Consider the following 26,692-nt stretch of genomic DNA (forward strand, 5'->3'; position numbering starts at 1 on the left):
ACTATGAAACCCTGAATATTCAAACATGCCAAAGTGATATAGCCATCCTGAAAAGTGCCTTTCAATTTAATTGAAATTATCTATTCAGAAGCTTTTCAAACTCTTTTTTTTCATGATTATAAAGTTTTTCATTATCGCATGCTTCCAGGCCTGCTTTCCGGGAGGCTGTCGCGAAACGTTTTGCCACATCAGGGTGCTGAATAAAACGAACTGCGGTTTCAGCCATCTTCTTCCAATCGCGAAAGGGAACGATCACACCTGCTTTGTTCTTTTCAACAAAGTCTACCTGCCAATCCCTGTCATAAGCTATAATGGGTAACCCGGCCAGCGCACTTTCTATTAAAGATCTTCCGGTCAATGGGCTGAGTACGGTAAAACAACCGGCGAGTAAATTTGCTATTCTTAACTGGCTAATGTTTCCCAAAAAATGAACCTTATTTTGTATCCTCAGATCAACCGTCATTTGCTCCAGTTCCGGTTTCATGGGTCCGTCTCCCGCCATGATCAAAGCGCAGGAAGGAATTCTACTGCTAATCTCGGCAAAAGCACGAATCACGTCGTCAGGATGTTTCAGGTCAAGCATTCGGCCAACATAAACAAAATGATAATCTGCTTTGCTTACATCAAAAATAGACTCTTTCTCTCTCAATGCAGGATCTTTCATGTGCTGCGGGTGTATCAACTTACCAACAGGAAATACAGTTGACCTACTCAATCTTGCACCATTGTTCAGTGCATACTCCAGGTTATTTTGATTTGCACCAGCCACCAGATCCGCCCGCCTGAACACAAACCGCTCTACCATCTTTTCGATCCATCGCAGCTTGTAAAGCCGCGGCATAGCCGTTGCGCCGGTTGCTTTGTAGATATCATCATTGTTGGCTACTACCCAAATCACCAGTTTTGACTTGGTAAAAAACCGGATGAAGAGCCCGATAAGTCCCGAAAAATATGGTTCTGTGCATAAAATAATAGAAATATCCTCCTTTTTAACCAGGTGTATGAGGTATCTGGTAAAGCGTACTTGTGAAAGTAGAAAATTAAGCGGAAACAAGCCTTTAAGTCCCGGATAATATGCAGATGACCCTTCAATAATAGTCTGGTTTTCGGAAAACCTTGTTTCTGATACTTTAAACCCTTTATAATCGGGAATACGTTTTTCAGGAACATCAGCCATCGGGTGTACGCCCCACACATACTCAAAGTATCCACCACAATCTCTGGAACTAAATTCCTGCTCCAATTCCCGCTCCCTCACCATTTTCAGGGTATATGCCATGTCGATATACATGATCCTGGGCTTTTGTGCAGTATTTATATTTCTGTTATCTGTCATTATATAAATTCTATGGCAATGTTGAACTAACTCTAACTAATGTGTCCCATATCTTGTCAAACGCTTCCACCACAATAACAGATAATCCCATGCTATAATACATGTAAGCAAAGTCAAGAGAACACATTTTATACTTATAATGTAGAATGTAATTCCAACCGGGATAAAGAAAATGCTAATAGCACAAACGAAAGCGGTTATCAGTGTTGCAATCAGCAGTTTTCCCCAATTTACGGGTAAGTGGTAGAGTTTTTGACTGATACCACACCAGATAAAAAAGAAGGTTGCTGCTGAAAGTAATGTTGATATAGCAGCGCCCCTAACACCATAAAACCTGGTGAGGAACAAGCCGGTAACTATTGCTACCAGAAACGCCGCGGCACTTGCAGTTAGCTGCGATGCTGATTTACCCTTGATGATCTTTCCCGGGAAAAAAATATATAAATTATTCAGGGCGATACCGAAAGCCAGCACCGGGACAAAATTTGCAGCACGCCCATAACTGGGAACACTGAATATCATAACGAGTTCCCTGGCGAAAACGGTTAAGAAGGCGCTGAACAACAATGCCACTATAGAAAAGCTCTGGAATAATTTACCAAGCATACCCGGTGTTTCAGGCGCTTCATGGTTGGTAAGAACGGAAGGTGTTATGGCCGTTTGTACACCCAATACCGCAAGGGCGGAAAACCCAGCAATCTGGTATGCCAGCCCGTAAATGCCTACGTCCTCAAGATTACCGTATATACTTAAAATAAATTTAGGAACCTGCTGGCCGCCCAACAACAGGAGGCCTGCCGGAACTAAGGGTGAAGAGAAATGCAGCATTTCACGCAGTTTCACCTTACTGAATGGGACACGAAATCTGTTCCACAGCATCAGTATGCTAACAATGTCAATGATTGCCGCACCGGAAGCCTGGCCAAGGATAACACCCTCTGCAGGATGATGAAAAAATAATGCGCCTGCTACTGCCCCAATACTTGTGAGCAATACATATCCCAGGGTGACCAACGCATATTCTTTGGTCTTAAACTCTAACCGAAGCTGGTTTTGTATGAGGAGATAAAATCCATTGGCCGCCAGTAATATCGCTCCATCAATAAAGATAGCCGGCCGGATGTTAACGTCTCCAATCATTCTGGCGATCATATTTCCCAAAAGCAGAACAATGGCAAGCAGCAACAGATACATAAACAGCGAGAAGCGGATGGCCGTACCCGGGTAAGTATCACGATCGGGCCTGTTGCGGTCGGTAAAGTAAAGTGTAACGGCTTGGGAAACTTCGAATGTAGTTATATAGTTCAGCAATAACACCATTGTCAAGGCCATATTCAGGGCGCCATATTCTTCAGGCGCAAGTAAACGGGTAAGAATTGGGATCAGTGCAACAGCCGCAATGCGGGAAACTATTGTAACGGCTCCATAAGTGAAACTTCCCCTAAGCAGGTTTATCTTCATTCGCTTGCTTTTTTGTCAACCATCACCAATTTTCTAATTATTATTTTTTTGTTGTACACCATTCCTTCAGGCTTTTGCAAACCTTCCGGAATAACAGGCCTCCTCCTGGTGAAGAAAGGTTACCTTAAGATCATTTGCTTTTGCCATATCTAGGAATTCTTCTTTGCTAAACCGCTTAGCATTACTTGGAGCGTACCAATCGTAATTGGTACTTTTACTCAGGTCGAAACCCCAGTCTTCTTTCCAGAAGCACTTTAAAAAATTCCAGTAAATAAATCGCTGCACATCAATGACGCCCCCCCTGATGCCCAGCATTGGGATCTCAGGGCAATCGAATGATACATTTAATTCAGAAAGGCGCTTACCCAGCTCTGTTAATTGAGCTGAAAATTCCCACATTTTATCGTTGGGTATTTCGTGGGTGGCTTTTCTGAAGTAATCATCTACCAGTTCCCTTGGCAATGCTTTTTTTGAATAAACATAACAGGCAAATTCACCTTTAGCAGAGGTTATATCACTCAAATGCTTAAATGTGATTTCTGGTTCCTCGGTATGCATTATCACCTGGTCACAAACGGTAAAATCAATTACACCGTTCTTTAACCCTGTATTTGCTATATCCCCCCTAAAGAAGAACAGGTTGGGTACATGGGCATAATTTTTTGCTGCCACATCAATGGCATCTGAGATATCTGTTCCCAGGACAACTGCATGGGGAGCGAGTTCTGCAAACCATGCCGCTTTATAGCCAAGTCCACAACCTGTATCAATAATGGTATGCTTATCCTTTAAAAAAGAGACCAGCTTTTCTTTGGTTTCAAAGCCATATAATTTTAAGAACCAATCCAATTGAAATGAATACATTTTTTCAATACTATCATATTCGGCGGCTTCTACCCACTTGTCTGAAAATATATCTGATGTCTGAACCTGGTTATCTGCTTTATTGCTGTCCGGCTGGTCAAAAGAAATTTTATTGCCCTGAATAAATAGGTCTTTTGCGAACATTTTTTTTAACCTTTCCATTAATTTATTTTAAAAGTCCCCTGCAATTCTTTTGATTGATATCGTTGACCCGATAAACTAAACATCCTGGATCCGTGCCTTTTCAATAATTATCTTTTTATTATCTCCGCTTAAAAAAAATGCGCCGGGATAGGGGCTGCATTGTGCCCGTATAAAATTGTAAATACTTAGTGCCGGTTTGCTAAAATCTATCTGGCCATCAGCAGGACTTCGCTGTGGATATATCCTTATCTTTCCTGGGTCCTGTTTTGTAAACGTATTCTTATCACCAAGTTCAAAGGCTTTATTCAATATACGGATGGATGATTCAGTTGCCTTTTGATATACCTCCCTGATCGAATCTTCGAAAAGGATCGGGAACTCATCCTGCAAAATGATGTCGCCATTATCTACGCCATCATCAAGCTTAAATAAGGTTACTCCTGTTGTTGTTTGCCCTTCCATTATTGCCCATACCAGGGGAGCGCCTCCTGCATAATCGGGAAGCAGGGATGCATGTATTCCCCAGGCGCCAAATTTAGCCAGTGACCTGACAACCTGTGGGACCATATAATACCAACCTAAAACAAGGATAACATCTAACTCCAGTCTTTTAATAAACGCCGAGTGATCCTGTAACCTTTTACCTTTTTCGCCGGTTATATAATGAAAAGGAATATCCCGTTCTTTTGCATGCGCTTCCATATCGGCAAAATTGGAATTCGTTATCAACGATTCGCTATAGCTTATTTTGAACTGTTGGGGTATTGAGAAGACCGCCGCAATTTCAACTTCCTTGTTCTGTATGATATGCAGGAACAACTCTTCACTATATTTCGTGCAACCCAGGAATGCAACTCTCATTATTCTATTTTTCATTGTTCAGAAATAACCTGCACCACCATTCAAAATTCATGAAGCTCCATAACAACAACCGGTGATTAATTCTTTTTTCGCAATGCTCATAGATCGTTTTTTCTATGAAGGCTGGCTGTATGAACTGGTGACAAGCGATATTCTTTCCCAGCAACAATTCCTTCACATACGCTGCATTTTCGCCACGGTACCAACTCTCATCCGGTGCACTAAAGCCCTGCTTTTTACGGTTAATGATCTTTTCGGGAAGGATATGGCTCATGGCATTCCTCAGCACATTCTTGCCATCGCTATACTGCTGGAACTGTGCTCGTTTATTCCCGGCAAAGTTCTCATCGATCCGTTTCATATCCTCGAGGTTGGCCAACTTATATTTTACCGGTATCTTCTGTGCGAAATTAACCAGCTCATTATCTAAAAACGGAAACCTTTCCTCCAATCCGTTCGCCATGGCCAATTTATCTCCAACCAGCAATAAGCCGGGTAAGAAGGTTTTGATCTCAAAATACAGGCTGTTTTGTATATGTTCCTCCGGGGTATCATATCTTAGATTCTTATTGAAAGTAAATACCCGTTCAAATACCCGTCGGGGCTCATTGATATCGATCTGCGATTGTATATGCTGGTGAAATAACCGGGGTTTATCTGCATCCATTACAAGTCGCTGCCAAAATCCATAATAGTTATCAAAGAATTCCGGTGCATTCAGCGACTGGAATACCCGGTAGTAACGCCAGGGGTAGCCACCGTATAATTCATCACCGCCGGTTCCCTGCAGGCAAACCTTTACAAACTTACTCGCCAGCCTGCTGATATAATAATTTGGATAGCTCATTCCTACCCTCAGGTCTTCGAGATGCCATACAACCCTGGGTAAGCTCCACCTGATATCTCCTGCATTTATTACCTGTTCGTAGTGTTCAGATTTAATGAAGTTCGCAGTCAGCTCTGCGTCAACCCTTTCATCAAACCCTACTTCGGTACCCAATACTTCGCTCATTTCAAAACCTGCCGTAAAAGTATACAGCCTCTTCACGTGCCTGCTTGCCAGTACACTTAATGAACCACTATCCATTCCTCCACTTAAATAACTGCCCACCGGCACATCGGCGATCATCTGTCTTTCCACTGCTTTAGATAAAAGCTTTTCTGTTTCTGAACTGGCATCTTCTGCCGACATGGTATTGTCGGGTTTGGTAAAATTATAATCCCACCATGAATGATGCCTGAAGTCCGGCTCGGCCACACTTATTTTTATAGTATTTGCAGGTGGTAACATCGTAACTCCTTTGAACAGGGTATGGTAGGAGAATAAATTCTGAAAAGTAAAATATTCATTCAATGCCACGACATTAAGTTCTACTTTAAATTCCGGGTGTTGCATAAATGCTTTTATCTCGGAAGCAAATAAGAATACAGTACCCGAATTCCAATAGTACAGAGGCTTTACGCCAAACCTGTCCCGGCTCAGCCACAATTCTCTTTTTGATTTATTCCAGGCCGCAATGGCAAACATGCCATCAAGGCGCTCAAAAAAAGATACTCCGTACTCCGCCAAACCCTCGGTGATCACTTCTGTATCGCTTGTAGAAATAAATTCATGCCCTTTCGATTGCAGTTCGAGTTTTAATTCCGGGAAATTATAAATACAGCCATTGAAGACGATCACCCAATCACCATTACGGGATGCCATTGGTTGTGCTCCTTTTGGCGATATATCAAGGATAGCAAGCCTGCGATGACCAAGCCCCGCATTGCCGTCTGTAAATATCCCCTCACCATCCGGTCCCCGGTGTGCAATGGCATTTGTCATTGACCTCAGAACCCGTTCGGTTACAGGTTGATCCTTAAAATTAAATACCCCTGCTATACCACACATTACTGTTTGCCGATTTTTTTAAGGTGATAAATTATATAATCAAAATCTTCTTTTACCATTTTATTATGCATAGGAATACTCATGCTGAATTGATCTGCAGCATAAGCCCCGGGATAATCCCCTGGTTTCAGATTGTACATTTTTGCATACACGTCAAGCATGTGTACGGCATGCGTACCCGGCCTGGTTGATATGCCTTCTTGTTGTAAATACTCCATAATCTCATTACGCTTCATAGGCGCTTTGGCCTCATCTACATATGTTACGTAACTCTGCCAGCCATGTTTATAGCCTGGTGGTACTTTTGGTGTAGTAAGCCAGGGAATATCTTTTAGTTGCTCTTGATAATACTCTGCCCACTTTTGTCTTTCATCTATAAAAATGTCTAACTTTTTAAATTGCACCACTCCAATTGCACCTTGTATATCTGTCATTCTGTAATTATACCCAATCATTTCAAATGCAGATAATATATATGGTTTGGGGCCATGATGCCTTTGTTCTTCTGAAATAGAAGCCCCGTGGTTCCGCAATCTGTCTATTTTAACAGCAACCTCATCATCATTGGTAGTACACATTCCGCCTTCGCCGGTACTTACACTTTTTCGGGGATGAAAGCTAAAGCAACCTACATCACCTAATCCACCGGCCGGCCGGCCGTTCAATGCACTCCCGGCAGCACAGGCGCCATCTTCGATAATTTTTAATTGTGGAAAATTTTCTTTTATCAAATCAATATCAGCACATAATCCGAATAAGTGAACAGGTATTATTGCTTTGGTTTTTGAAGTGATTTTTCCTTCAATTTTATTGATGTCGATATTAAATGTGTTAATGTCGATATCAACAAATACCGGTGTAGCGTTGCAATATTTTATCGCATTGGCTGTAGAAACCCATGTAAAAGCAGGTACTAAAACTTCATCGCCTGGCTGTATTCCGCAGGCTAGTAATGCCAAATGTAATGCAGTGGTGCAATTGCTTACTGCAAATGCGTGTTTAACCTGGTGCCGTTTCGCAAACAAGGTTTCAAATTCCTTTACTTTTGGCCCCTGTGTTATCCAGCCGCTTTCTATAGGTGCCTTACATGCTTCCCATTCTTCTAAACCCATGCTGGGCAACCCGATCGGAATATTTCTTTTTTCCATTTCTTATTTTTTTTTATCTACGCCGGTAGCCATGCGCCAGTTAATTAATTTATTTAATCCCTGTTCAAGATCATGGTTATATAAAAAGCCCAGTTCCCGTTCTGCTTTTTCTTTACTGCCGATGCGGTTCTGCACCAATGCACGGGCATCGTCCTCACTGTATGGTTTATAGATCACTTTCAGGGAAGAATCCTTAAGCCTTAGTATGGTATCGCAAAGTTCCTTGATGGAGGTCTGCACTTCGGTGCCTACATTATAGAAACCGAATTTTATATCCGCCTTCATGGCCATCACATTACAGCGTGCCACGTCTTCCACATAGATAAAATCATAGGCCTGGCTGCCGTCGCCGTTTATTACCGGGGCCTCATTGGCATCTATCTTATTCAGCATGATGGGTATCACGCCGGTGTATGCAGCGGTCTGGTCCTGGTTGGGACCGTACACATTCATGTAGCGGAGTCCTATCACTTCCAGTCCATACCGGTCATTGAATGCGGTGGCCATTGCTTCGCCGGCAATTTTTGTGGCACCGTAGAAGTTCTTATTGTTGTACGGGTGGTTCTCTGTCATGGGCAGTTCTACCGCATCGCCGTAAACCGATGCCGAAGAGGACCATACCAGTTTTTTGATATTGTTCTTCACGCAGGCTTCCAGTACATTAAAGGTACCGGCAATGTTCACATCAAATGCCGTACGGGGATAATCCTTGCAATGCAATAACCACATGGCAGCCAGGCAAAAAACATAATCCTTCCCTTTCATGGCATCGTTGAGGATATCGGTCTCCCGGATATCGCCGCCCACCGGGAAGAATGAGCATCTTTTATCTTTTAATGATCCGGTCAGATATTCCATTTTTCCCCGGGCCAGGTTATCAAAGACAACCACTTCTGCCACATCTTCTTTAAGCAGTTCGGCAACCACGTAACTGCCGATGAACCCGGCCCCGCCGATCACCAGGCATTTTGAGTTTGATAAATTCATATTATTTGTTTTCCCTTATTTGATGAACCAATGCAATGGCTTTCACCGTCTCGCTGATCCGGAAGCCGTTTCCTTTCAATATCTCTTCATAGCTTTTTGTATGAAGCTCGGTAAACCCTTCGCTGAACTCAAAACCTTCCCCGTCGATGGTCAATGCCCGGAACGTACGTTTGCCGGCATCTTTTGCTTCCGGGGGCAGTTTATTGGCGTCGATGCTGAGCATCCATTCCACCGATGCCTTTTCCAGTTCAAGGTTACCGGAAGCCGTTTGTGCCGAATGTTCGGAAACGGTACTTGTAACAACATCGCCGAATATCCAAAGCAGCATATCAAAGAAGTGAACGCCGATATTGGTGGCGATGCCGCCGCTTTTCTGTACATCGCCCTTCCAGCTCGTGTGGTACCAGTGACCCCGGGAAGTGATGTATTGTAAGTTGATCTTGTATTTCTTACCCGCCGGCGCCGCGGCGATCTTTTCTTTTAAAGCAATGATGGCGGGATGCAGCCTCAGTTGTAAAATGGTATAAATGTTCTTTCCCGTTTCTTTTTCAATTTCCAGCAGGGCATCAATATTCCAGGGATTCAATACGATCGGTTTTTCGCAGATCACGTCTGCCCCGATCCGCAATCCAAAGCGGATATGTGCATCGTGCAGGTAATTGGGACTGCATACGCTTATGAAATCTGTTTTCCTGCCGAGGCGTTTTTGTTTCTCCAGGTGGCGGTCGAAGCGTTCAAATTCGGTGAAGAAATCTGCATCCGGGAAATAACTGTCTAAAATACCCACCGAGTCGTGTTTATCAAGGGCGGCTACCAGGCTGTTCCCGGTGTCTTTGATGGCCTTCATATGCCTGGGAGCTATATAACCGCCTGCGCCTATTAATGCAAAATTTTTCATTCCTTATTTTATACGCTTTACCTTATTATTTTCCAGCACATATTCCTGCCCGCTTTCGGGGCAGCTGGCTTTTCCGGTTGCATCAAATTTCAACTTGTGCCCGAACTCGCTCATCCATCCTGTTTGCCTTCCGGGGTTACCAACAATCAATGCATAGGCCGGAACATCCTTTGTGACCACGGTTCCGGCTCCAATAAACGCATATTCGCCGATGGTATTGCCGCAAACAATGGTGGCATTGGCCCCGATACTTGCCCCTTTTTTAATGAGGGTTGTCTTAAATTCATTTTTGCGGCTCACCGCACTGCGGGGGTTTATCACATTGGTAAGCACCATACTGGGACCAAGAAAAACATCGTCTTCACATATCACCCCTTCATAAATGCTGACATTATTCTGTACCCGTACATTATCGCCCAGCACTACCCGTGGTGATACCACTACATTCTGGCCAAGATTGCAATTCATGCCTATGACCGCTCCATTCATGATGTGGGAGAAGTGCCAGATCTTTGTGCCCTCACCGATCTTGCAATTTTCATCAATGAAAGCACTGGGATGTGCGAAATAACTCATGTTTATTTATTTTTCTGTCAACGCCGGTTGCCCCCTATTCCAACAGTTTATACAAATAACTGATTTGTAATAATTTGCAAAATTATTCATTTACTTCATACCAGAACTCTTTTTAAGTCTTATTACCAGTTTCAGCCTGTTTTCCCGGGTAAATGATACAGTTACTTAAATCCCATGCCGGCTTAATTTCTGTTATGGCAACCGTTCTTGTTTCTGCTTAAATGAAGTTGGAAGATCCGGGTGTTCTAACCGGGCTAGCGGATCACCCGGTTCAAATATTCGCCATAACCGCTTTTTTCTAATTCTTTAGCAAGCCTGAGCAGGTGTTCCTTATCAATAAAACCCATCCGGTATGCGATCTCTTCCGGGCACCCGATCTTGAGGCCCTGTCTTTTTTCGATCACCCTTACGTATTCACTGGCATCATTCAGGGATTCAAACGTACCCGTATCCAGCCAGGCAAAGCCACGGTCAAGCACCGCCACTTTTAATTTCTTTTGCTGAAGGTAGGTATCGTTCACCGTGGTTATCTCGTATTCACCCCGTGCACTGGGCTTTATATTCTTTGCGATCTCCACCACTGCATTGTCATAAAAATACAGGCCTGGTACTGCATAATTGCTTTTAGGGTTTGCAGGTTTTTCCTCAATGCTGATGGCATTTCTATCCGCATCAAACTCCACCACACCGTAACGCTCAGGGTCGCTTACCGGGTAGGCAAAGATAACAGCGCCATCCGGGTTGGTGCATGCCTGCAATTTTTTACTGAAGCCGCTTCCATAAAAGATATTATCGCCCAGCACAAGCGCCACACTATCTTTACCAATGAATTCTTCCCCGATCACAAATGCCTGTGCCAGTCCATTGGGGACTTCCTGCCTGGCATATTGTATGCTGCAGCCCCACTGGCTTCCGTCGCCTAACAAGCGTTTAAACTGATCCTGGTCTTCCGGGGTGGTTATCACCAGTATGTTTTTTATCCCGGCCAGCATCAGGGTACTCAGCGGGTAATAGATCATCGGCTTATCATAAATGGGCATCAGTTGCTTGCTGATCCCCTTTGTGATAGGATAAAGCCTGGTTCCGGAGCCGCCTGCGAGAATGATGCCTTTCATTTAGTACTGTTTGAATTTATATAGATGGTTGAAGGTTGTTGAATGTTGTTGAAGGTTGTTGAAGATGGTTGAAGATGGTTGAAGGATGTTGAAGATCGTTGAAGGTTGTTGAACGTTGTTGAAGATGGTAGAGCCTTTCAACAATTTTCAACCCTTCAACAATTTTCAACCTTTCAACTATTTTCAACCCTTCCTCACCTTCAACCCTTCCCCGCTTTCCTTAACTGTGTATTCCTCAAATTATTAATTTTTAGCGACAATGGCTGAATCATGCTCCTGATCGATGACAGTTCTTCATACGTAATAAAATTCAGATCAACCGCTGTTATTAAATGACTCATCGCTTCCATCAGGCTGCCATAAGAAATAGAAGTAAAATAAGCCTGTTCCTTTGCAGATGACCTAGTGGTACCTTCTGCAATATTTGCTGCAACAGAAACTGATGACCTTCTTAATTGATTTGTCAAACCGAATTTCTCTCTTTCCGGAAATTTCTCAGTCAGCCTGTAAATTGCTACCGTTAACTTTCTTGCTTCCTTCCAGACTTCCAGCTTTTCAAACCCAAATTGATACATAGCCTTTCCACTTATTGAACCCAAAGATCGAAAAGCTTCCTTCAACCGTCTTCAACTCTTCAACAATCTTCAACCTTTTTTCCCCCTTAAACCCTGTACATTTTCCCATAATATTTCTGGTAATCCCCGCTTGTAACTTGTTTCAGCCATTCGCCGTTTGCAAGATACCAATCAATTGTCTTTGAGATCCCTTCTTCAAACTGCAGCGATGGCATCCATCCTAATTCCTTCTTTAATTTGGTTGCGTCAATGGCATAACGCATATCGTGGCCGGCACGGTCTGTAACATAGGTAATGAGTTTCTCCGAGGTTCCTTTTTCCCTGCCCAGCTTCTCGTCCATCTGCCTGCACAGTTCCTTTACCAGGTCAATATTCTTCCATTCGTTGTGCCCGCCGATATTATAGGTTTCGCCAACCCTTCCTTTATGAAAGACCACATCAATGGCACGCACATGGTCTTCCACGTACAGCCAGTCCCGCACATTCTCTCCCTTGCCATAGATGGGCAGCGGCTTGTTGTTGATGATGTTGTTGATGCAGAGCGGTATCAGTTTTTCGGGGAAATGATAAGGGCCGTAGTTGTTGCTGCAGTTGCTGATCTTCACCGGCAATTTATACGTATGATAAAATGCCCGCACCATATGATCGGAAGCTGCCTTGGATGCTGAATAGGGACTGCGGGGGTCATAGGCCGTTTCTTCGGTAAAGAACCCGGTCTTGCCCAGGGAACCATACACTTCATCGGTGGAGATATGGTAGAATATCTTATCCTCCATATTGTCCTTCCAGGATTCCTTTGCCGCCTGCAGCAGGGCTCCCGTACCCAGTACATTGGTGGTGATAAAAGCCAGTGGGTCGGTGATGGACCTGTCTACATGGCTCTCTGCAGCACAATGCAGCACGGCAGTGAACCGATGCTCTTCAAATAAGGTACGCAGCAGGTCAAGGTTGGTAATATCGCCTTTTACAAAATGATAATTAGGGGTGTATTCAATATCCTTTAAATTCTCCAGGTTGCCGGCATAGGTAAGTTTATCCAGGTTTACGATCTTATACTCCGGGTAATGGGTAACAAATAACCGGGTTAAGTGAGAACCAATAAAGCCTGCCCCACCGGTAAGTAAGATCGTATGCATTCTCAATATTCTTATTATGGGCAAAAATAGTCAATAATTTAATGCCAAATTTTAATCAAATTTCAAAATTTCTGAATCGTTTGATAACAATAGTTTTATAACCGAGTAGCCCCTTTATATTATTGACAATTGATTTCACTTTACATAGTTTTGATAAATATTATCTTCTCACAAAAACAAACTTAAATGCAAAAAAATGAAACAGTTAATAACCTCAATAATTTTTTTGGCTTTAACAAATTCTGGAAAGTCACAGGTAGCAGTATTAGCAACAGTAAGTGATATAGCTTCTTATTCAAATGCAGCTACAACGACCCTTCTTATTAAGGATACAATAAGAGGGGGACAGTTTCTTCTCTATTCCGGAAATGATACAGCGGATGATGGAATGATATTTACGGATGCTTTAAGTCAAAAATGGAAACGAGTAACGACAAATAGTAAACTAAATGCTCAATGGTATGGTATTGCAAGTTCAAGGCCCGGCTATGGCTACACGGTTGATATGCGATCTAAATTTATAACAATAAGAGATTATATTTATACCCATCCGGTCTTTAATACTATTTATATTCCAACGGATACGTCATTATTAAGCAGTTCTTATTATTATATATCAGATAGCATCTTGTTTAATAAGCCTATTAATATTACTGGCGATGGTACTTTTGGTAATCCAACAAGTAAAATCATGTTTGCGGGACATAAATCAGGATTTGTTTTTCAATATTCTTATGATAGCCTGGCATTTTCATCTTCGGTCTCGAATTTATATATAGCTTCTTCAAGCAGTATTATTGGCGGCATAAGAAATATTACGAAACACGCAATAATTTCAAGAACACTTATAAGTATAGATAATGTAATAATTACTGATATAGACGGTGATGGTATTCATATATCAGCCTGTGCTATTCCGGCTACAGGTGATAATAATAATTATGGAAATGCAGATGGTTCATCTATAAGCAATGTCTGGATTAATTTTTGCTTAAATGGAATTTTTATTGAAGGATGTGATGCAAATACAATTAACCTTACAAATACAAGTACAAATCAAAATGCCCGGTGGGGTATTTTCGATAATGGATTATTGGGGAATATATACACCAAGCCACATTGTGCATTTAATGGGGCAGGCGGTTTAACCCGTCAAAACTCAGTAGTTACTTATGGGGGAAAAAATTATGTGGCAATACCCGGACACGATGGATATTTTGGGGATGCCCCAGATAGCAATTATGCAAAACGGCCAGATACAACCGTAGGAACCTATTGGCGGGTTGTAGGTACAATGGTTGCCGCGGGAGCATGGAATGCAACTACAAGATATTATAGTGGAGGCCCTATAGCAATAGTTAACCAAAATGCCTGGACTAATATAATTAACTCTTATACAGAAGCATTTCAGCCTCCGATATGGTTAAATTACAGAAGTAAAGTTGATGGAGGGGATAATGGTGCCGGAGTTAAGGGTGGTGTTTATGAAACTGTATCTTCCGGAATAAAGTACATATATAATTCAAGTCTTGGACTTCCTAGTATCAACGATGTAACGCAAGATACCATTCAAAAATATTTTACCATTAACAAACCAGCAATTGATTATGCTGCACCTTTAGTTGTTCATAACGACCAATCAAGATCCGGTAATATTGTTGTAGCGAATTTTGAAACAACTGCAACATCTGTTTACTTAGGATTAAAAAATCCATATAGTACCGGATACATAGGATATAATGTTAATGATATAAATTTTTATACCGAGGGATTAGGTGGTTTAAGGGCACAATTAAATTCAACTGGTTTTATACCCGGGGCTAATAATACGCTTGACATTGGTACCTCTTCTGCAAAATGGAAAACGGGATATTTTAGTACTTCTTTATTCAACCCTTTGCTTATTGGTGGCTCAACTTCAGGTGGAAACCTTACATTAAGTTCAACATCTCATGCCACAAAGGGAAAGATCATTTTTGGAAGCACATCCGTTTATAATGAGGCAAATGGATATTTCGGGTTAAACACAACTGCGCCATCTGCTTTTCTGGATATTAACAGTGATAAAGTCAGGATAAGGATTGCTAAAACGCCGTCTTCCTCCACAGATACAGGCAATGCCGGAGATATGTGCTGGGATCCATCCTATATCTATATTTGTGTAGCAACAAATACCTGGAAACGGGTTGCCATCAATTCCTGGTAAAATAATATAATGATCTCTTCGTAAGGAATTCTATTTGCCATACGAACTGAGGTTTATTTACTCTTCGGATCTATACCTGAAGTTTTATAACCAAGACATTAAGTCAATTGTTAATAAAACACAAAAAGAATATAATAAAGAAAATAATGAACCTGCACCAACCTGAACGGCGAGAACGGCATTATAAAATTTATAGGCCCGTGAATGCCACATGAAAATACTGTTTGATCTCGTCCACATCAAATTTCGCGGCACGGGCGGCGGCCTTTTCGGCAAACTGTTTACGCAGGGCTGCGTCTTCGTACATTTTCTTCATGGCCTCGGCCAGGGCAATTACATCATTCACGGGTGTAAGGATACCATATTCCCCGATCTCGTAATTATTGATGGCCCGGTGGTGCAGGTCGGTGGCGGGCGCCAATAACTCTCTTGGGCCGGAACTGCAGTCGGTGGAGATGACCGGTTTGCCACAGGCAAGCGCTTCGATCAGTACATTGGGAAAGCCCTCCACATCGGAACTCAGCACAAAACAATCGCTGCGGCTTACATATTTAAAGGGGTTCTTGTCGAACCCGGTAAAGATCACTTTGTCCATCAGTCCCAGGTCATGCACTTTTTGTTTCAGCTCATTTTCCATCACTCCGCCCCCGACGATCAGTAATTTACAAGGTAAGTTCTTCAAAATAAAAAATGCCTGTATCAGCAGCAGGTGGTTCTTCTCTTTGCGAAACCCACCCACGTTCACAAAGTAGAATGTGTTCTTATCAAAAACAAGACCCGGCGCTTCATCCACATGCGTTTTGATAAAGTTCAGGTCGATGGGGTTGTAAATGACCCTCACCGGCGTTTTGATCCTGAAGTTCTCAATAAGATCGGTCTGCATGGCATACGAGTTTGCCAAAACCAGGTCGGCCCTTTTGTAAGAGAACATCACCATGAACCGGGAGAACATGCGGTAGATGGTGGAATGGCTCTGCTGCATGGTGGTCTGGTGGGTGCGTTCGCACATGATCACGTGCCCTTTATAACCCCAGATACTTTTCATCAGCGCATTGATATAACAGGGGCGGTATAAAAAAGCCACGGAAATATTGATGCCGTTCTTTTTGCAGTAGCGGTACACTTTCCAGGAGATGTAGGGAAGTTTTAAAAAACGGATGGTCTTGTCCTGCACCAGGGGTTCATCCAGGTTGAACCGTTTTATTTCCGGGGGAATTGCATACTCAACAATATTGCTGTATAAGGCCAGGTGGATCTCAAAATCGTCCTTCAGGTGTTCCAGTAAAAGTGAAACCACCCGTTCTGCCCCGCCAGATTGCAGGGTATTTATAAAGATGAGCAGTTTGGGTTTAATGCCATTCATTCGTTTTCATTTTTTCGGAAACAACCGTACAAATATCCGGTATTTATCGCCGGTAAACTAAAAGTAAATAGTATATGTATCCCTTTGCGTTGTATTTTCTTGCGTTCCTTGCGGTAAAAAATACAGTAACCGCAGAGAACGCAAAGTTTCCCGCAAAGAACGCAAAGGAATCCTGCTGTTACAACTGCAGCATCAGGTCTTCCAGCTTTTTCATCATCCCCTCTACAGAAAAACGTTCTTGCGTGGTTTCTATTATTTTATCCCGGTTGAATCCCGTTGCTATTGCTTTATTTATTGCTGCAGCAAAACCCAGCAGGTCATTATCCTCCACCAGCAAACCGTTCCCGCCCTCCGTTATGATCTCCCCAATGCCCCCGGGTGCATTAAAAGCAACAACGGGAATACCATAAGACCCTGCCTCCAGCACCCCGTTCGGGAATCCTTCATAGTACGACCCCATTAAAAACAGATCAGCATCTTCCATCCCGGCAAAGGGGTCCTGTTTTTCACCCTGCAGCAAGACCTTGTCCTGTAACTGCAAGTCATTTATAAGTTTCTGCAGGTCCGCTTTCTTCTCCCCGTCTCCCATGATATAGAACCGGAACGGGATCATCAGCAACCCCACTGCATGGATCAGCCTTTCCATTCCTTTTTCTTCCGACAGCCTGGCCACGGAAATGAATTTATAAATCTTTGCTGCCGTGCTGTTGTTTGAAACGGAAGATGAATGCTGTGCCACTGCATTATGGATCACTGCCGTTCTATTTACATCCATATGGTAATGCTGAACAAGGTCCTGCTGCATGTAGGCACTCTGGCAAACGACGAGGTCGAAGCGACGGTAGTATTTTTTTACCAGCCGGTTGTATAAGGCCGGCAGCGGCGCCCGCTGGCTGTTGATGCTTACAATACTCGATTCACGGGCCAGGAATTTTACCTGCCCGGGAAACCAGTTACGGAAAATGGCAAAATACAGGTTCAGGTGATTGGCTGTGCTGAAAATGATATCGGGCTGGTATTGCTTCACCAGTTTCTTTATTTTAAACAGGGAGTACCGCACCCTGCTCTTCCCCAGGCTGATCATTTCAACAGCGGGATTCTTTATTGCATAAAACGGGGCGGCATTGTTAAGCACCACCAGGCAGACAGTGAATTTTTCTGTATTGATATGATCGCACAGCAGTGCAACAAATTTCTCCGATCCCCCGCATTGCAACGTGGGGGTGAAAATGAGCAGCCTTATTTTCGATCCGTTTTGCACGTTGATAAGTTAATCGGGCAGCCTGCTTTCGTGTACGGCAATATAATCATCCAGCCCGGCAAGCTGCTTATTGTGACTGCCCGTATGCTGCAACCGGTACCCCAGTTGCTGTAAAAGCTGCAGGCACTTGTCCTTTACGCCGGGCAAATGACAATCGTGTGTGGCCAGTAAGATATTCGGTTTGTATTGCTGCAGGGTGTTGATGGCGCCTTTAAGTACATCATACTCGGCTCCTTCCACGTCTATCTTTATCACATCCGGCTTATCATATTTCAGTTGCAGCAGGCCATCCACCGAGTAACAGGGAATGGTCAAAAAATCGCCGGCGTTGCTGAATACCGGGGAACCGGTGATATAGGTATTTCCATCCTGCTGTATGCTGTTGTTGGAGAACTCAACCTGTTTCTCCGAATCGGAAAGCGCATAAGGCAGCAAACGTATATTATTATTATGGATGAACCGGCTGTTCCGTTTAACATGCTGCTGGAAGACTGCCTGTGCAGCCGGCGAGGGTTCAAAGGAGTAAACCCTTCCGCCCTGGATGAACCGGTTTGCCAGCAGGGCATAAAAACCCGCATTGCCGCCCAGGTCGTAAAAAACCGTTTCCGGTTTCAGCCAGGATAAGAATGTCCGTACTGTTTCAGGTTCTTCGTAATTACCCAGGATGTATTCGTAACTGCTGGCCGTTGACCAGGAATATCCCTTCAGGGGGCCTTCCATTACCGGTAAAAATTTTTGCCGGAAAATGTACCGGCAAATCTTTATGTACCATCTTTTAAAAAAATCGTTGACCGGCATGTTGAATCAGTTGGCCCAGTTCCGTATTCAGGTTAAAAATCTTGTTCAGCAGCAGTAAGATAAGAATATAAATCAAGAAGGCCGTTACCAGTATGGCCAGGTTGCCTGCTGCAAAATACCCGGCCAGTAAAAATAAGCCGCCCGCTATCCCTGCATTGATGAGGATGATGAGGGCACAGTAGGTGAGCAGGGCCGCATAATTCACCCATGGCACCAGCGTCTTGCATATAAAGTACATGCCAAAATAATTCACCAGGTTCACCACGATGATGCCCCAGGCATACCCATAAGCGCCGTATTGTTTTGTACACAGCCAGGTGGCCGCTATCAGTAAGATATTCAAAACAACCTGGTAAACGAAGGCCTGGCGGATAGCCTGTACCGCAATGAAGATACGGGTGACCATGGCATTGATGCCGGTGATGAAAAGGGTAAGGGCCAGCAGTTTTAAAAATATTGCCGACTCGGTTATGGCAGCAGGAGTAAAATTCCGGCTTTGATAGAAGAGTTCAACAACGGGCCTGGCGAAGGCAAAAAGATAAAAACCCATCGGCACCAGGATGAAAACCAGCAGTTTTGATGTCTTTAAAAAGGTCTCATTCATGGCGGCATGGTCGTGGCGGGCAACTTCTTCATTCAGTTTTATCCCGCTCACATTGCTTACCTGTGTGGTGACCAGCGTATTGGGGATATCGGCAATATTCTTTCCGTAGTTCATCAGGCTGATCACGCCACTGCCAAAACCACTGAGCAGGTAAAGCGGGAAAAGGCTGCTGGCCAACGTGGCCACCTGGCCCAGTTCTGCATAAAGAATATTATGCCATACCCTTTTCTTTATTGCCACGGACTGAATTTTAAATTTCCAGCCGGCGGTCCGTTTAAGTACATAGACCAATACAACCAGGTTGAGTGCATAGGAGATCAGTCCGCCCAGGAAAACACTCAGCACATCATGATCCGCTTTCAGCAAAAAGATACACACGATGGCCACGGCGCTTTTAATGCTGCTGATGAGCATGGGAACGCTGAAATATTTTAACGAAGTGAGAATGGTGTTTATGTAATTGGTAAGCAGGTGAAAAATAAAGAACAGCGAACCTGCCCAGAAATAATCCCTGTATTGGATGATATCGGCCTCGGAGAATTTGGAGATGAGCCCGAAGACCCGGGTACCGAAAAAATACATCCCCGCCGTGAATGCAATACCGATGGCCAGGTAAACAAACAGGAAAAAGTTCAGGAAATTCTCAGCAGCCCCATTCCCTTCCCGTTGCCGCAGCCGCATGGATTCGGGTACCAGCACCGCCACATCTATATTATTGATGAAGCCCGAGAACAAAAGCATGGTGCCAAAAACAAAGAAATAGATATCGGTCTTGATATTGCTGCCGAAATACCGGGCAATGATGATGGTCATCAGGAAGAGGATCCCCTTGGAAACGATGTTGAATAAGACAGAAAGCGCCGTACCCCTTTTATATGATTCTGATCTTATTAACCACGGAAATTTCATTGACCCGGTACTTATTTAGTAATTTTTACTGCCAAGGCATTTAGCTGTAACTTTTGAAAAAAAAAAGGTTAGCCACCAAGACACGAAGACACGAAGAAAAAACTTCGTTTTTTAACTTATTACTTTGTGCCTTTGTGTCTTTGTGGCAAAAACAAATCAGTTTCCTTCGTAACTCAAACAAAAATAACGGTTCAAAACTACAATCAAACACCGGTCATCCGGATTAGTCCGTTAACTTTGCGGCATGCATTATGCCTCTATAGAAAATATCAGTAAGTCATTCGGTATCCGCACCCTTTTTAAGAACATCACATTCTTTGTGGAGGAGGGCGACAAGATCGCATTCGTGGCCCGCAACGGCAGCGGCAAATCAACCTTACTCCGGATCATTGCAGGGCTGGATACCGCCGACAGCGGCACGGTGTGGGTACACAAAGACATTAAAGTGGTGATGCTGCAGCAGGAAACGGCTTTTGAAGAAAGCAAGAGCATCTGGGACAATGTACTGAAGATGGACAACCCGGTGGTGAGGGTGGTGAAGGAATATGAAATGTGCCTGGAAGATGAACCGGAGAATATTGACAAGCTCACCGGCCTGATGGCAAAAGTGGATGAGCTGAATGCCTGGAACTTTGAAAGTGAACTGAAACAGATACTGGGAAAACTTAACCTGCACCATCTGAATGAGCCGGTGAAGAACCTGAGTGGCGGCCAGCGGAAAAGGGTGGCGCTTGCACAGGCATTGATAGAAGCGCAACTGCACGAAGGAAAATGTCTGCTGATACTGGATGAACCCACCAACCACCTGGATGTGGAGATGATCGAATGGCTGGAAGACTATTTATCGGCGCAGAAAGTAACCTTGTTATGCGTAACGCACGACCGCTATTTTTTAGACGCCGTTTGCAACGAGATCCTGGAGATGGATGATGAGAAGATCTATGTTTACAAAGGCGATTACGATTATTTTCTGGAGCAGAAGAGCCTGCGGCAGGAAGTACAGGCCAGCGAACTGCAGAAAGATAAAAATATTTTCCGCAAGGAACTGGAATGGATGCGTAAGCAACCCAAGGCAAGGACCACCAAATCAAAATCGAGGCAGGATGCTTTTGCAGCCATCGAAGAACGGGTAAGCCAGCGGAAAGACGAGGCCGATGTGAGCCTGCAGGTGAAGATGACCAGGCTTGGCGGCAAAGTGCTGGAGATGAAAAAAGTGCACAAGAGCTATGGCGATAAAGTGATACTGAAGGGCTTTGACTATACTTTTAAAAAAGGAGAACGCATCGGCATCGTGGGAAAGAACGGCATCGGCAAATCCACTTTTTTAAAGATCGCCCTGCAGCAGGAGAAACCCGACAGCGGGAAGATAAACCACGGCGATACGGTGGTGTTCGGCAATTTTAACCAGGAAGGACTGCAATACAAAGAAGACAAACGGGCCATTGAATACGTGAAGGATTTTGCCGAATTCTTTCCGCTGGCCGATGGCAGCAAAGTGTCTGCCTCGCAGTTCATGGAGAAATTCGGTTTCACCGGCGAGCAGCAGTACACCCCGCTGAGTAAATTAAGTGGTGGTGAAAAAAGAAGGCTGCATTTACTGAGCATCCTTTTCCGCAATCCCAATTTTCTGATACTGGATGAACCCACCAATGACCTTGACCTGCAAACCTTGCGTACGCTGGAAGAATTCCTGCTGGACTTTCCGGGATGTATCCTGATCGTGAGCCACGACCGGTATTTCATGGACCGGATGGTAGATCACCTGTTTGCCTTTGAAGGCGATGGAGTGATCCGTGATTTCCCGGGTAATTACAGCCAGTACCGGGAAGCGGTGGAGAAGGAGTTGGCAGGGGGAAGGCGGGAGTCGGGAGTTGGCAGTAGGGAGTCGGCAGTGGGCAGTGGGCAGTGGGCAGAAAAGAAACCCACAGAAGTAAGAACAGAACAACCCGCAGTACCCGGAGCAAGGACAGCAGTTGCCGAAAAACGGAAATTAAGCTTCAAAGAAAAATCCGAATTCGAGCAGATAGAAAAAGAAATGCCCCAACTGCAGGAAGAAAAGAAGATGCTGGAAGAGAAAATGAACAGCGGCGGCATGAGCTATGACGAACTGCAGAAGGCCGCCGAACGCATCAGCATCATTGTTCAGTTGCAGGATGAAAAAGAAATGCGCTGGCTGGAGCTGAGTGAAAGAATTTGAGTAACTTTCTGATTCACCACTACCAACGGCTGTATGAAAGAACGCTTCTACTCCCTTGATGTATTCCGCGGCAGCACGGTTGCCCTGATGATCCTGGTCAATAATCCCGGAAGCTGGGGCCATATCTTCCCGCCGCTGGAACATGCCAGCTGGCATGGCTGCACACCCACCGACCTGGTATTCCCTTTTTTCCTTTTTGCGGTGGGCAATGCCATGGCTTTTGTGATGCCCCGGCTGGAAGCGGCAGGAGAAGGGCGGTTCTGGTTCAAGATCATAAAGCGCAGCCTGCTCATTTTCTTCATCGGTCTGTTTTTGAACTGGTTCCCTTTTGTAAAATATGATGAGGCCGGGCAGCTGGTAATGAAACCTTTTGAGAACGTCCGCATTTTTGGTGTGCTGCAACGCATTGCCGTGAGTTATTTCTTCGCATCCGTGATTGTTCATTTTTTTAAAGTGAGGGGCGCTTTTGTTGCGGGTGCATTTATTTTACTGGGCTATTGGTTCCTGTGCATTGCCGGCAACCCGGCCGACCCCTTCAGCCTGCATGGATGGTTCGGGACCAATGTCGACAAAGCCATCCTTGGCGAAAAACATATGTACCGTGGTGAAGGCATCCCCTTTGACCCCGAGGGACTGATGAACAGTTTTGCCGCCATCGTGCAGGTGATCCTGGGCTACCTCGTTGGAAACTATATTTTACAGAAAGGCAAAACACCCGAAATGCTCAATGGCCTGTTTGTGGCAGGATGTGTTTTGATCTTTGCCGGTTTCTGCTGGGACATGGTGTTCCCCATCAACAAAAAAATATGGACCAGCAGTTATGCTGTTTATACCACGGGGCTGGCGCTGATGATACTGTCTGTCTTTATCTACCTTATTGAATTCCGGGGAGCGAAGGGATGGTGGAGCCGTTTCTTTGATGTGTTTGGCAAGAATGCCCTTTTCATTTTTGCCATGAGCGCCCTTATACCCAAAACACTCTGGCTGATACGCATCAGCAATGGCGTGAATGATGCCGGCAAACCGATATACCTGAACCCGTTGAGCTGGTTCTATGAAAATATCTGCAAGCCCATTCTTCCTGCAGATCCCAGGATCGGCTCATTGATCTATGCCCTGTGTTTTATCGGCATGATGTGGTCCCTGGCCTGGGTACTTGACAGGAAGAAGATCTATATTAAAGTGTAGGGTAAAAAGGCTGCCGCTAAAGACAGCCCATTCCAGGAAAGTAACCCGTAAATACTTGATTGATCCTTACTTCCTGGTCGGTGTACCTTCGCCCCGGTTCCGGTTGGTGAGACAGCAACCAGGGCTACCGAAACTGCATATTTTGGCCGTTTTTCCCTTTTTTTGCCGCAATTTCAAAGGCGCATCCTTCGTAGTTATAAGCAGGTTATAAGCATGTTATAAGCATGTTAACTGCATGTAATCTCTATGTTTGTCTAATACTGAAATAGCTTTACACCTTAAACCGGTATATACTGATTTGACTTTAATGGTTTTTAAGATTTATACCGGGTATTCCCTGGCTCATCCTTCGCTGTTGCCAGCCAGTTGCAAGCCAGTAATCTGCCTGTTGACTGCCTTTTAACTGCCTGTAACCTGCATACCGACTCTGCCCTGGTTCATGGTGCTATCCTTCCGGTTCGTGGGCACGAACCGGAAGGAGTACATTCCAACGGGGGTTCATTCAAGAGACTTATCTTACCAGGTAAGCGTATGCTGTGTAAACCTTGCTGAGACAAAAAACATGGGAAAAATAACGGTTTAAGCGGGACAAAGCTACAGCAGGATGGCCTTCCTTCTTTTTAAATTCCGGCATGAAACAGGTTACCTTAAAACCCTTACAGCACCGGTTACAGGAAAGTATTGGAATATACTTTGACAGTGATGTGGTCTTAAACAAAATTGTACGCAGGCAGCCCGGGGTAAAATGGAGCCAGACGAATAAATGCTGGTACATACCCCTTTCCGAAACGGACTTTCGTTCACTCATCAGCAAACTGGAAGGCCATGCCCTTATTGACAAAAGCCTGCTGAAAGCATACCTTGAAAAAAGAAAGAAAGTATTGGCCACCCTGCCCGATGAAAAGCTGCCTGCCGGTAATTCCGCCCCTGCCCGGGCTTTGCTCAAAAGCCCGGCTACCCGGTTAAGTGCCTGCAACCTGGAAGCGCTTGAGCAATTTGTGCAGTTGCTGAAACTGAAAGCTTACAGTCCTTCCACCATCAATACCTACCGGACCGAGTTCATTCAATTGCTTAAAATACTTAAGAAGAAGCCGGTTGATTCGTTAACCCCCGATGACCTGAAGCGTTACATGGTTTATGCGATGGAAAAAGAAGGCATCAGGGAGAATACGGCCCACAGCAGGCTGAATGCGCTGAAGTTCTATTTTGAACAGGTGCTGGGGCGGGAACGTTTTTTCTGGGAGATCCCCCGTCCGAAGAAACAGTACCAGCTCCCCAAATTGCTGAATGAAACAGAGATCCGGAAACTGTTCAATGCCTTAACCAACAAAAAGCACAAGGCCATGCTTTTCACTGCATACAGTGCGGGCCTGCGGGTGAGTGAGATTGCGGGTCTTCGCATTGCCGATATTGACAGCGGGCGTATGCAGATCCTGGTATCACAGGCAAAGGGCAAAAAAGACAGGTATGTGAACCTGAGTCCTGTGCTGCTGGATATTTTACGGAATTACATCAGTACTTATATACCCAGGCCGGTTTATTACCTTTTTGAATCGGGGGCCACGGGCCAGGCATATCCGACCCGTACCATCCAGCAGATATTTTCCAATGCCAAGAACAGGGCCGGCATTAAGAAGGAGGTAGGTGTACACAGCCTGCGGCACAGTTTTGCCACCCACCTGCTGGAAAAAGGGACGGATATTAAATACATTAAAGACCTGTTAGGACATTTCAGTATAAAGACCACCGAGCGATACCTGCATGTAAGCAAACGTCAGTTGATCAATATCATAAGCCCCTTTGATGATCTTTGGGCCAATGAAAAGCCTGATTGGTAAGTAGAACATAAAAAAAGCATACCCCGGTTCTGATTTAATAATATATTCAGTATTTTACTATCCAGTTCGCAGAAACCGTATCCCTGTGACCGGGGAAGGCGAAGCCTTGAACCATGGAAAACCTATTTATATTACAATTTTTAATAAAAAGCATTTATGCTATAAACAATACAGAATGTTCAACGCTAATTTTTTGATTTTCAATGCTCACCAAAATTAGGCAGTAGCGTCTTATAGCATAAATACTAATGTTGTATGCCATTTATGGACACTTCACTTTTCTGCATCTCAATTGACAAATGACAAAGTATTTTATACCCCTTTTACTGACCGCATATTTTATTTCGTGTGACAATAGTGAGACGAGTAGGAATAAGGAAAATGAACCAGATATTCCTAAACATTTAACACAAGCCACTCTATCTTACCTGGACACTTTATTTGAGCAAGGAACTTCTGTTTCAATTAAATTTACAACAAGGTTAGATAGTAACATTTTCTCAATATTAAGTAAGTGGACATCTTATAATGAGGCAAAGATTGGCAAAGATGATAAATGGCTATTTTCAAAACTGCTACAGTCAAATTTCAACAGTTTATATCTTTCTTCAGGCGACACAACATTTTTAAAAGGGCAGATAGGAATAAAAAGTTACGTACAAGTAAATTTTGGTGGACTGTCTTTTAATGAAGACACGACAAAAATGGCAACAGTTCTTGCGGTGCTTTTCGGTGAAGAAATAAAATCAGGTTGGCAAGAAGTAATAGTCTATAAAAAGATTGGCAATCGTTGGGCAATAAATAAAAGAAACATGATTCTTGAGTATTAAACAGCATACAACATCGGGTTTTGCGTCAACTTGGGCTGGACAAACAATCTTCAGCAGCGGTTCGCTAACAATCATTGGCTATTGGTGCGACCGTTTGGCAGACGAAATTTCGTTTGGCTTTTGCAATTCATTTACTAAATTACATCCAGGCATGGGCGGACACAGCAACAAATACCCAAGCTGCGCAAAGCCCCGCCCGTTGTATGCAAGGCAAAGCATTAAGTTCTGACATTCTATTGATCTGCACGGTGGTTGTTTTCGTTTCTTAAAACTTTTCGTTTGGCAAATGTTCCGCCGGTTTCAGGCAAAAGGTAAATTCAGTTCAGGTTTTTGCGTTTCGCTTTTGGTGGACAGGTGGAAAGTTTGAATATTTCGGTTCCGTAATATTTGAGACGAGTGAGTGTTTTTCATTTTAAAATTCTGCCACTTTCGCTTTCTGTTGGGTTTGACATCAAAAAATACTCTTTTCGTTTTTTACAAACAGCGGCTACCGCCTTTTAGGCTTA

The 26,692-nt window shown here is 44.0% G+C and carries 21 protein-coding genes; 5 read left to right on the forward strand and 16 right to left on the reverse strand.

The features are described 5' to 3' along the window. Nucleotides 1-76: 76 nt before the first annotated feature. The 12 genes from IPJ02_08325 to rfbB form a co-directional block, all read right to left on the reverse strand. The gene (locus tag IPJ02_08325) at nucleotides 77-1,291 is read right to left on the reverse strand and encodes a glycosyltransferase (GenBank protein ID MBK7375550.1); all 1,215 of its coding nucleotides are present in this window, start codon (nucleotides 1,289-1,291) and stop codon (nucleotides 77-79) included. Nucleotides 1,292-1,372: 81 nt separating this feature from the next. After that, nucleotides 1,373-2,797 carry an oligosaccharide flippase family protein gene (locus tag IPJ02_08330; protein ID MBK7375551.1) on the reverse strand — a complete coding sequence of 475 codons (1,425 nt, stop codon included), beginning with the start codon at nucleotides 2,795-2,797 and terminating at the stop codon, nucleotides 1,373-1,375. A 66-nt stretch (nucleotides 2,798-2,863) separates the two neighbouring features. Next, complete coding sequence (locus tag IPJ02_08335; GenBank protein ID MBK7375552.1) at nucleotides 2,864-3,823, reverse strand: class I SAM-dependent methyltransferase; 960 nt, start codon at nucleotides 3,821-3,823, stop codon at nucleotides 2,864-2,866. 57 nt (nucleotides 3,824-3,880) lie between these two features. Further along, nucleotides 3,881-4,666, reverse strand: a complete 786-nt coding sequence (locus IPJ02_08340; protein ID MBK7375553.1) for a methionyl-tRNA formyltransferase — start codon at nucleotides 4,664-4,666, stop codon at nucleotides 3,881-3,883. Nucleotides 4,667-4,670: 4 nt separating this feature from the next. Then, nucleotides 4,671-6,557 (reverse strand): asparagine synthase (glutamine-hydrolyzing), encoded by a 1,887-nt coding sequence (asnB, locus tag IPJ02_08345; GenBank protein ID MBK7375554.1) that lies wholly within the window; start codon nucleotides 6,555-6,557, stop codon nucleotides 4,671-4,673. Continuing rightward, the gene (locus tag IPJ02_08350; GenBank protein ID MBK7375555.1) at nucleotides 6,557-7,705 is read right to left on the reverse strand and encodes a DegT/DnrJ/EryC1/StrS family aminotransferase; all 1,149 of its coding nucleotides are present in this window, start codon (nucleotides 7,703-7,705) and stop codon (nucleotides 6,557-6,559) included. Before IPJ02_08350 ends, asnB begins: the two co-directional genes overlap by 1 nt. A gap of 3 nt (nucleotides 7,706-7,708) precedes the next feature. After that, entirely contained in the window at nucleotides 7,709-8,692 is a 984-nt protein-coding gene (locus IPJ02_08355; GenBank protein MBK7375556.1) for an NAD-dependent epimerase/dehydratase family protein, read from the reverse strand. A 1-nt stretch (nucleotide 8,693) separates the two neighbouring features. Continuing rightward, the gene (locus tag IPJ02_08360) at nucleotides 8,694-9,590 is read right to left on the reverse strand and encodes a Gfo/Idh/MocA family oxidoreductase (protein MBK7375557.1); all 897 of its coding nucleotides are present in this window, start codon (nucleotides 9,588-9,590) and stop codon (nucleotides 8,694-8,696) included. A 3-nt stretch (nucleotides 9,591-9,593) separates the two neighbouring features. After that, on the reverse strand, nucleotides 9,594-10,166 hold the full coding sequence (locus IPJ02_08365) for an N-acetyltransferase (GenBank protein MBK7375558.1): 573 nt from the start codon (nucleotides 10,164-10,166) through the stop codon (nucleotides 9,594-9,596). 254 nt (nucleotides 10,167-10,420) lie between these two features. Continuing rightward, nucleotides 10,421-11,281 (reverse strand): glucose-1-phosphate thymidylyltransferase RfbA, encoded by an 861-nt coding sequence (rfbA, locus tag IPJ02_08370; GenBank protein MBK7375559.1) that lies wholly within the window; start codon nucleotides 11,279-11,281, stop codon nucleotides 10,421-10,423. 200 nt (nucleotides 11,282-11,481) lie between these two features. Further along, nucleotides 11,482-11,856: a four helix bundle protein gene (locus IPJ02_08375; protein MBK7375560.1), complete on the reverse strand. Its 375-nt coding sequence runs from the start codon at nucleotides 11,854-11,856 to the stop codon at nucleotides 11,482-11,484. An 86-nt stretch (nucleotides 11,857-11,942) separates the two neighbouring features. Next, complete coding sequence (rfbB, locus tag IPJ02_08380) at nucleotides 11,943-12,992, reverse strand: dTDP-glucose 4,6-dehydratase (GenBank protein MBK7375561.1); 1,050 nt, start codon at nucleotides 12,990-12,992, stop codon at nucleotides 11,943-11,945. A 196-nt stretch (nucleotides 12,993-13,188) separates the two neighbouring features. On the opposite strand from rfbB, the gene IPJ02_08385 reads away from it, so the two are divergent. Beyond that, a complete protein-coding gene (locus tag IPJ02_08385; protein MBK7375562.1) occupies nucleotides 13,189-15,198 on the forward strand; it encodes a hypothetical protein in 2,010 nt (669 codons plus the stop codon). A gap of 190 nt (nucleotides 15,199-15,388) precedes the next feature. Here the strand turns inward: IPJ02_08385 and IPJ02_08390 are convergent, their stop codons facing one another. The 4 genes from IPJ02_08390 to IPJ02_08405 all read right to left on the reverse strand — a co-directional run bounded on the left by IPJ02_08390 (nucleotide 15,389) and on the right by IPJ02_08405 (nucleotide 20,133). Next, nucleotides 15,389-16,561 carry a glycosyltransferase gene (locus tag IPJ02_08390; protein ID MBK7375563.1) on the reverse strand — a complete coding sequence of 391 codons (1,173 nt, stop codon included), beginning with the start codon at nucleotides 16,559-16,561 and terminating at the stop codon, nucleotides 15,389-15,391. A 178-nt stretch (nucleotides 16,562-16,739) separates the two neighbouring features. After that, the gene (locus IPJ02_08395; GenBank protein ID MBK7375564.1) at nucleotides 16,740-17,822 is read right to left on the reverse strand and encodes a glycosyltransferase; all 1,083 of its coding nucleotides are present in this window, start codon (nucleotides 17,820-17,822) and stop codon (nucleotides 16,740-16,742) included. Between the two features lie 9 nt (nucleotides 17,823-17,831). Then, nucleotides 17,832-18,542: an FkbM family methyltransferase gene (locus IPJ02_08400; GenBank protein ID MBK7375565.1), complete on the reverse strand. Its 711-nt coding sequence runs from the start codon at nucleotides 18,540-18,542 to the stop codon at nucleotides 17,832-17,834. A gap of 55 nt (nucleotides 18,543-18,597) precedes the next feature. Then, nucleotides 18,598-20,133 carry an oligosaccharide flippase family protein gene (locus IPJ02_08405; protein ID MBK7375566.1) on the reverse strand — a complete coding sequence of 512 codons (1,536 nt, stop codon included), beginning with the start codon at nucleotides 20,131-20,133 and terminating at the stop codon, nucleotides 18,598-18,600. Nucleotides 20,134-20,377: 244 nt separating this feature from the next. Here IPJ02_08405 and IPJ02_08410 point away from each other — a divergent pair, with 244 nt between their 5' ends. From IPJ02_08410 to IPJ02_08425, 4 genes are all read left to right on the forward strand, one after another. Then, complete coding sequence (locus IPJ02_08410; protein MBK7375567.1) at nucleotides 20,378-22,330, forward strand: ABC-F family ATP-binding cassette domain-containing protein; 1,953 nt, start codon at nucleotides 20,378-20,380, stop codon at nucleotides 22,328-22,330. Between the two features lie 33 nt (nucleotides 22,331-22,363). Then, nucleotides 22,364-23,518: a DUF1624 domain-containing protein gene (locus tag IPJ02_08415; GenBank protein ID MBK7375568.1), complete on the forward strand. Its 1,155-nt coding sequence runs from the start codon at nucleotides 22,364-22,366 to the stop codon at nucleotides 23,516-23,518. A gap of 632 nt (nucleotides 23,519-24,150) precedes the next feature. Then, entirely contained in the window at nucleotides 24,151-25,356 is a 1,206-nt protein-coding gene (locus IPJ02_08420) for a tyrosine-type recombinase/integrase (GenBank protein ID MBK7375569.1), read from the forward strand. Between the two features lie 299 nt (nucleotides 25,357-25,655). After that, nucleotides 25,656-26,186 (forward strand): hypothetical protein, encoded by a 531-nt coding sequence (locus tag IPJ02_08425; GenBank protein ID MBK7375570.1) that lies wholly within the window; start codon nucleotides 25,656-25,658, stop codon nucleotides 26,184-26,186. Nucleotides 26,187-26,692: the final 506 nt, after the last annotated feature.

This window comes from Chitinophagaceae bacterium, assembly GCA_016710165.1.
Taxonomy (GTDB): domain Bacteria; phylum Bacteroidota; class Bacteroidia; order Chitinophagales; family Chitinophagaceae; genus Ferruginibacter.

What these genes read in the sequence shown, in the direction of transcription:
- IPJ02_08330 (MBK7375551.1), bottom strand. Translation starts at nt 2,797, where the DNA reads ATGAAGATAAACCTGCTTAGGGGAAGTTTCACTTATGGAGCCGTTACA.
- IPJ02_08385 (MBK7375562.1), top strand. Translation starts at nt 13,189, where the DNA reads ATGAAACAGTTAATAACCTCAATAATTTTTTTGGCTTTAACAAATTCT.
- IPJ02_08425 (MBK7375570.1), top strand. Translation starts at nt 25,656, where the DNA reads ATGACAAAGTATTTTATACCCCTTTTACTGACCGCATATTTTATTTCG.
- IPJ02_08335 (MBK7375552.1), bottom strand. Translation starts at nt 3,823, where the DNA reads ATGGAAAGGTTAAAAAAAATGTTCGCAAAAGACCTATTTATTCAGGGC.
- IPJ02_08410 (MBK7375567.1), top strand. Translation starts at nt 20,378, where the DNA reads ATGCATTATGCCTCTATAGAAAATATCAGTAAGTCATTCGGTATCCGC.
- IPJ02_08415 (MBK7375568.1), top strand. Translation starts at nt 22,364, where the DNA reads ATGAAAGAACGCTTCTACTCCCTTGATGTATTCCGCGGCAGCACGGTT.
- rfbA (MBK7375559.1), bottom strand. Translation starts at nt 11,281, where the DNA reads ATGAAAGGCATCATTCTCGCAGGCGGCTCCGGAACCAGGCTTTATCCT.
- rfbB (MBK7375561.1), bottom strand. Translation starts at nt 12,992, where the DNA reads ATGCATACGATCTTACTTACCGGTGGGGCAGGCTTTATTGGTTCTCAC.
- IPJ02_08400 (MBK7375565.1), bottom strand. Translation starts at nt 18,542, where the DNA reads ATGGAAGGCCCCCTGAAGGGATATTCCTGGTCAACGGCCAGCAGTTAC.
- IPJ02_08340 (MBK7375553.1), bottom strand. Translation starts at nt 4,666, where the DNA reads ATGAGAGTTGCATTCCTGGGTTGCACGAAATATAGTGAAGAGTTGTTC.
- IPJ02_08355 (MBK7375556.1), bottom strand. Translation starts at nt 8,692, where the DNA reads ATGAATTTATCAAACTCAAAATGCCTGGTGATCGGCGGGGCCGGGTTC.
- IPJ02_08350 (MBK7375555.1), bottom strand. Translation starts at nt 7,705, where the DNA reads ATGGAAAAAAGAAATATTCCGATCGGGTTGCCCAGCATGGGTTTAGAA.
- IPJ02_08405 (MBK7375566.1), bottom strand. Translation starts at nt 20,133, where the DNA reads ATGAAATTTCCGTGGTTAATAAGATCAGAATCATATAAAAGGGGTACG.
- IPJ02_08360 (MBK7375557.1), bottom strand. Translation starts at nt 9,590, where the DNA reads ATGAAAAATTTTGCATTAATAGGCGCAGGCGGTTATATAGCTCCCAGG.
- asnB (MBK7375554.1), bottom strand. Translation starts at nt 6,557, where the DNA reads ATGTGTGGTATAGCAGGGGTATTTAATTTTAAGGATCAACCTGTAACC.
- IPJ02_08365 (MBK7375558.1), bottom strand. Translation starts at nt 10,166, where the DNA reads ATGAGTTATTTCGCACATCCCAGTGCTTTCATTGATGAAAATTGCAAG.
- IPJ02_08420 (MBK7375569.1), top strand. Translation starts at nt 24,151, where the DNA reads ATGAAACAGGTTACCTTAAAACCCTTACAGCACCGGTTACAGGAAAGT.
- IPJ02_08375 (MBK7375560.1), bottom strand. Translation starts at nt 11,856, where the DNA reads ATGTATCAATTTGGGTTTGAAAAGCTGGAAGTCTGGAAGGAAGCAAGA.
- IPJ02_08390 (MBK7375563.1), bottom strand. Translation starts at nt 16,561, where the DNA reads ATGAATGGCATTAAACCCAAACTGCTCATCTTTATAAATACCCTGCAA.
- IPJ02_08325 (MBK7375550.1), bottom strand. Translation starts at nt 1,291, where the DNA reads ATGTATATCGACATGGCATATACCCTGAAAATGGTGAGGGAGCGGGAA.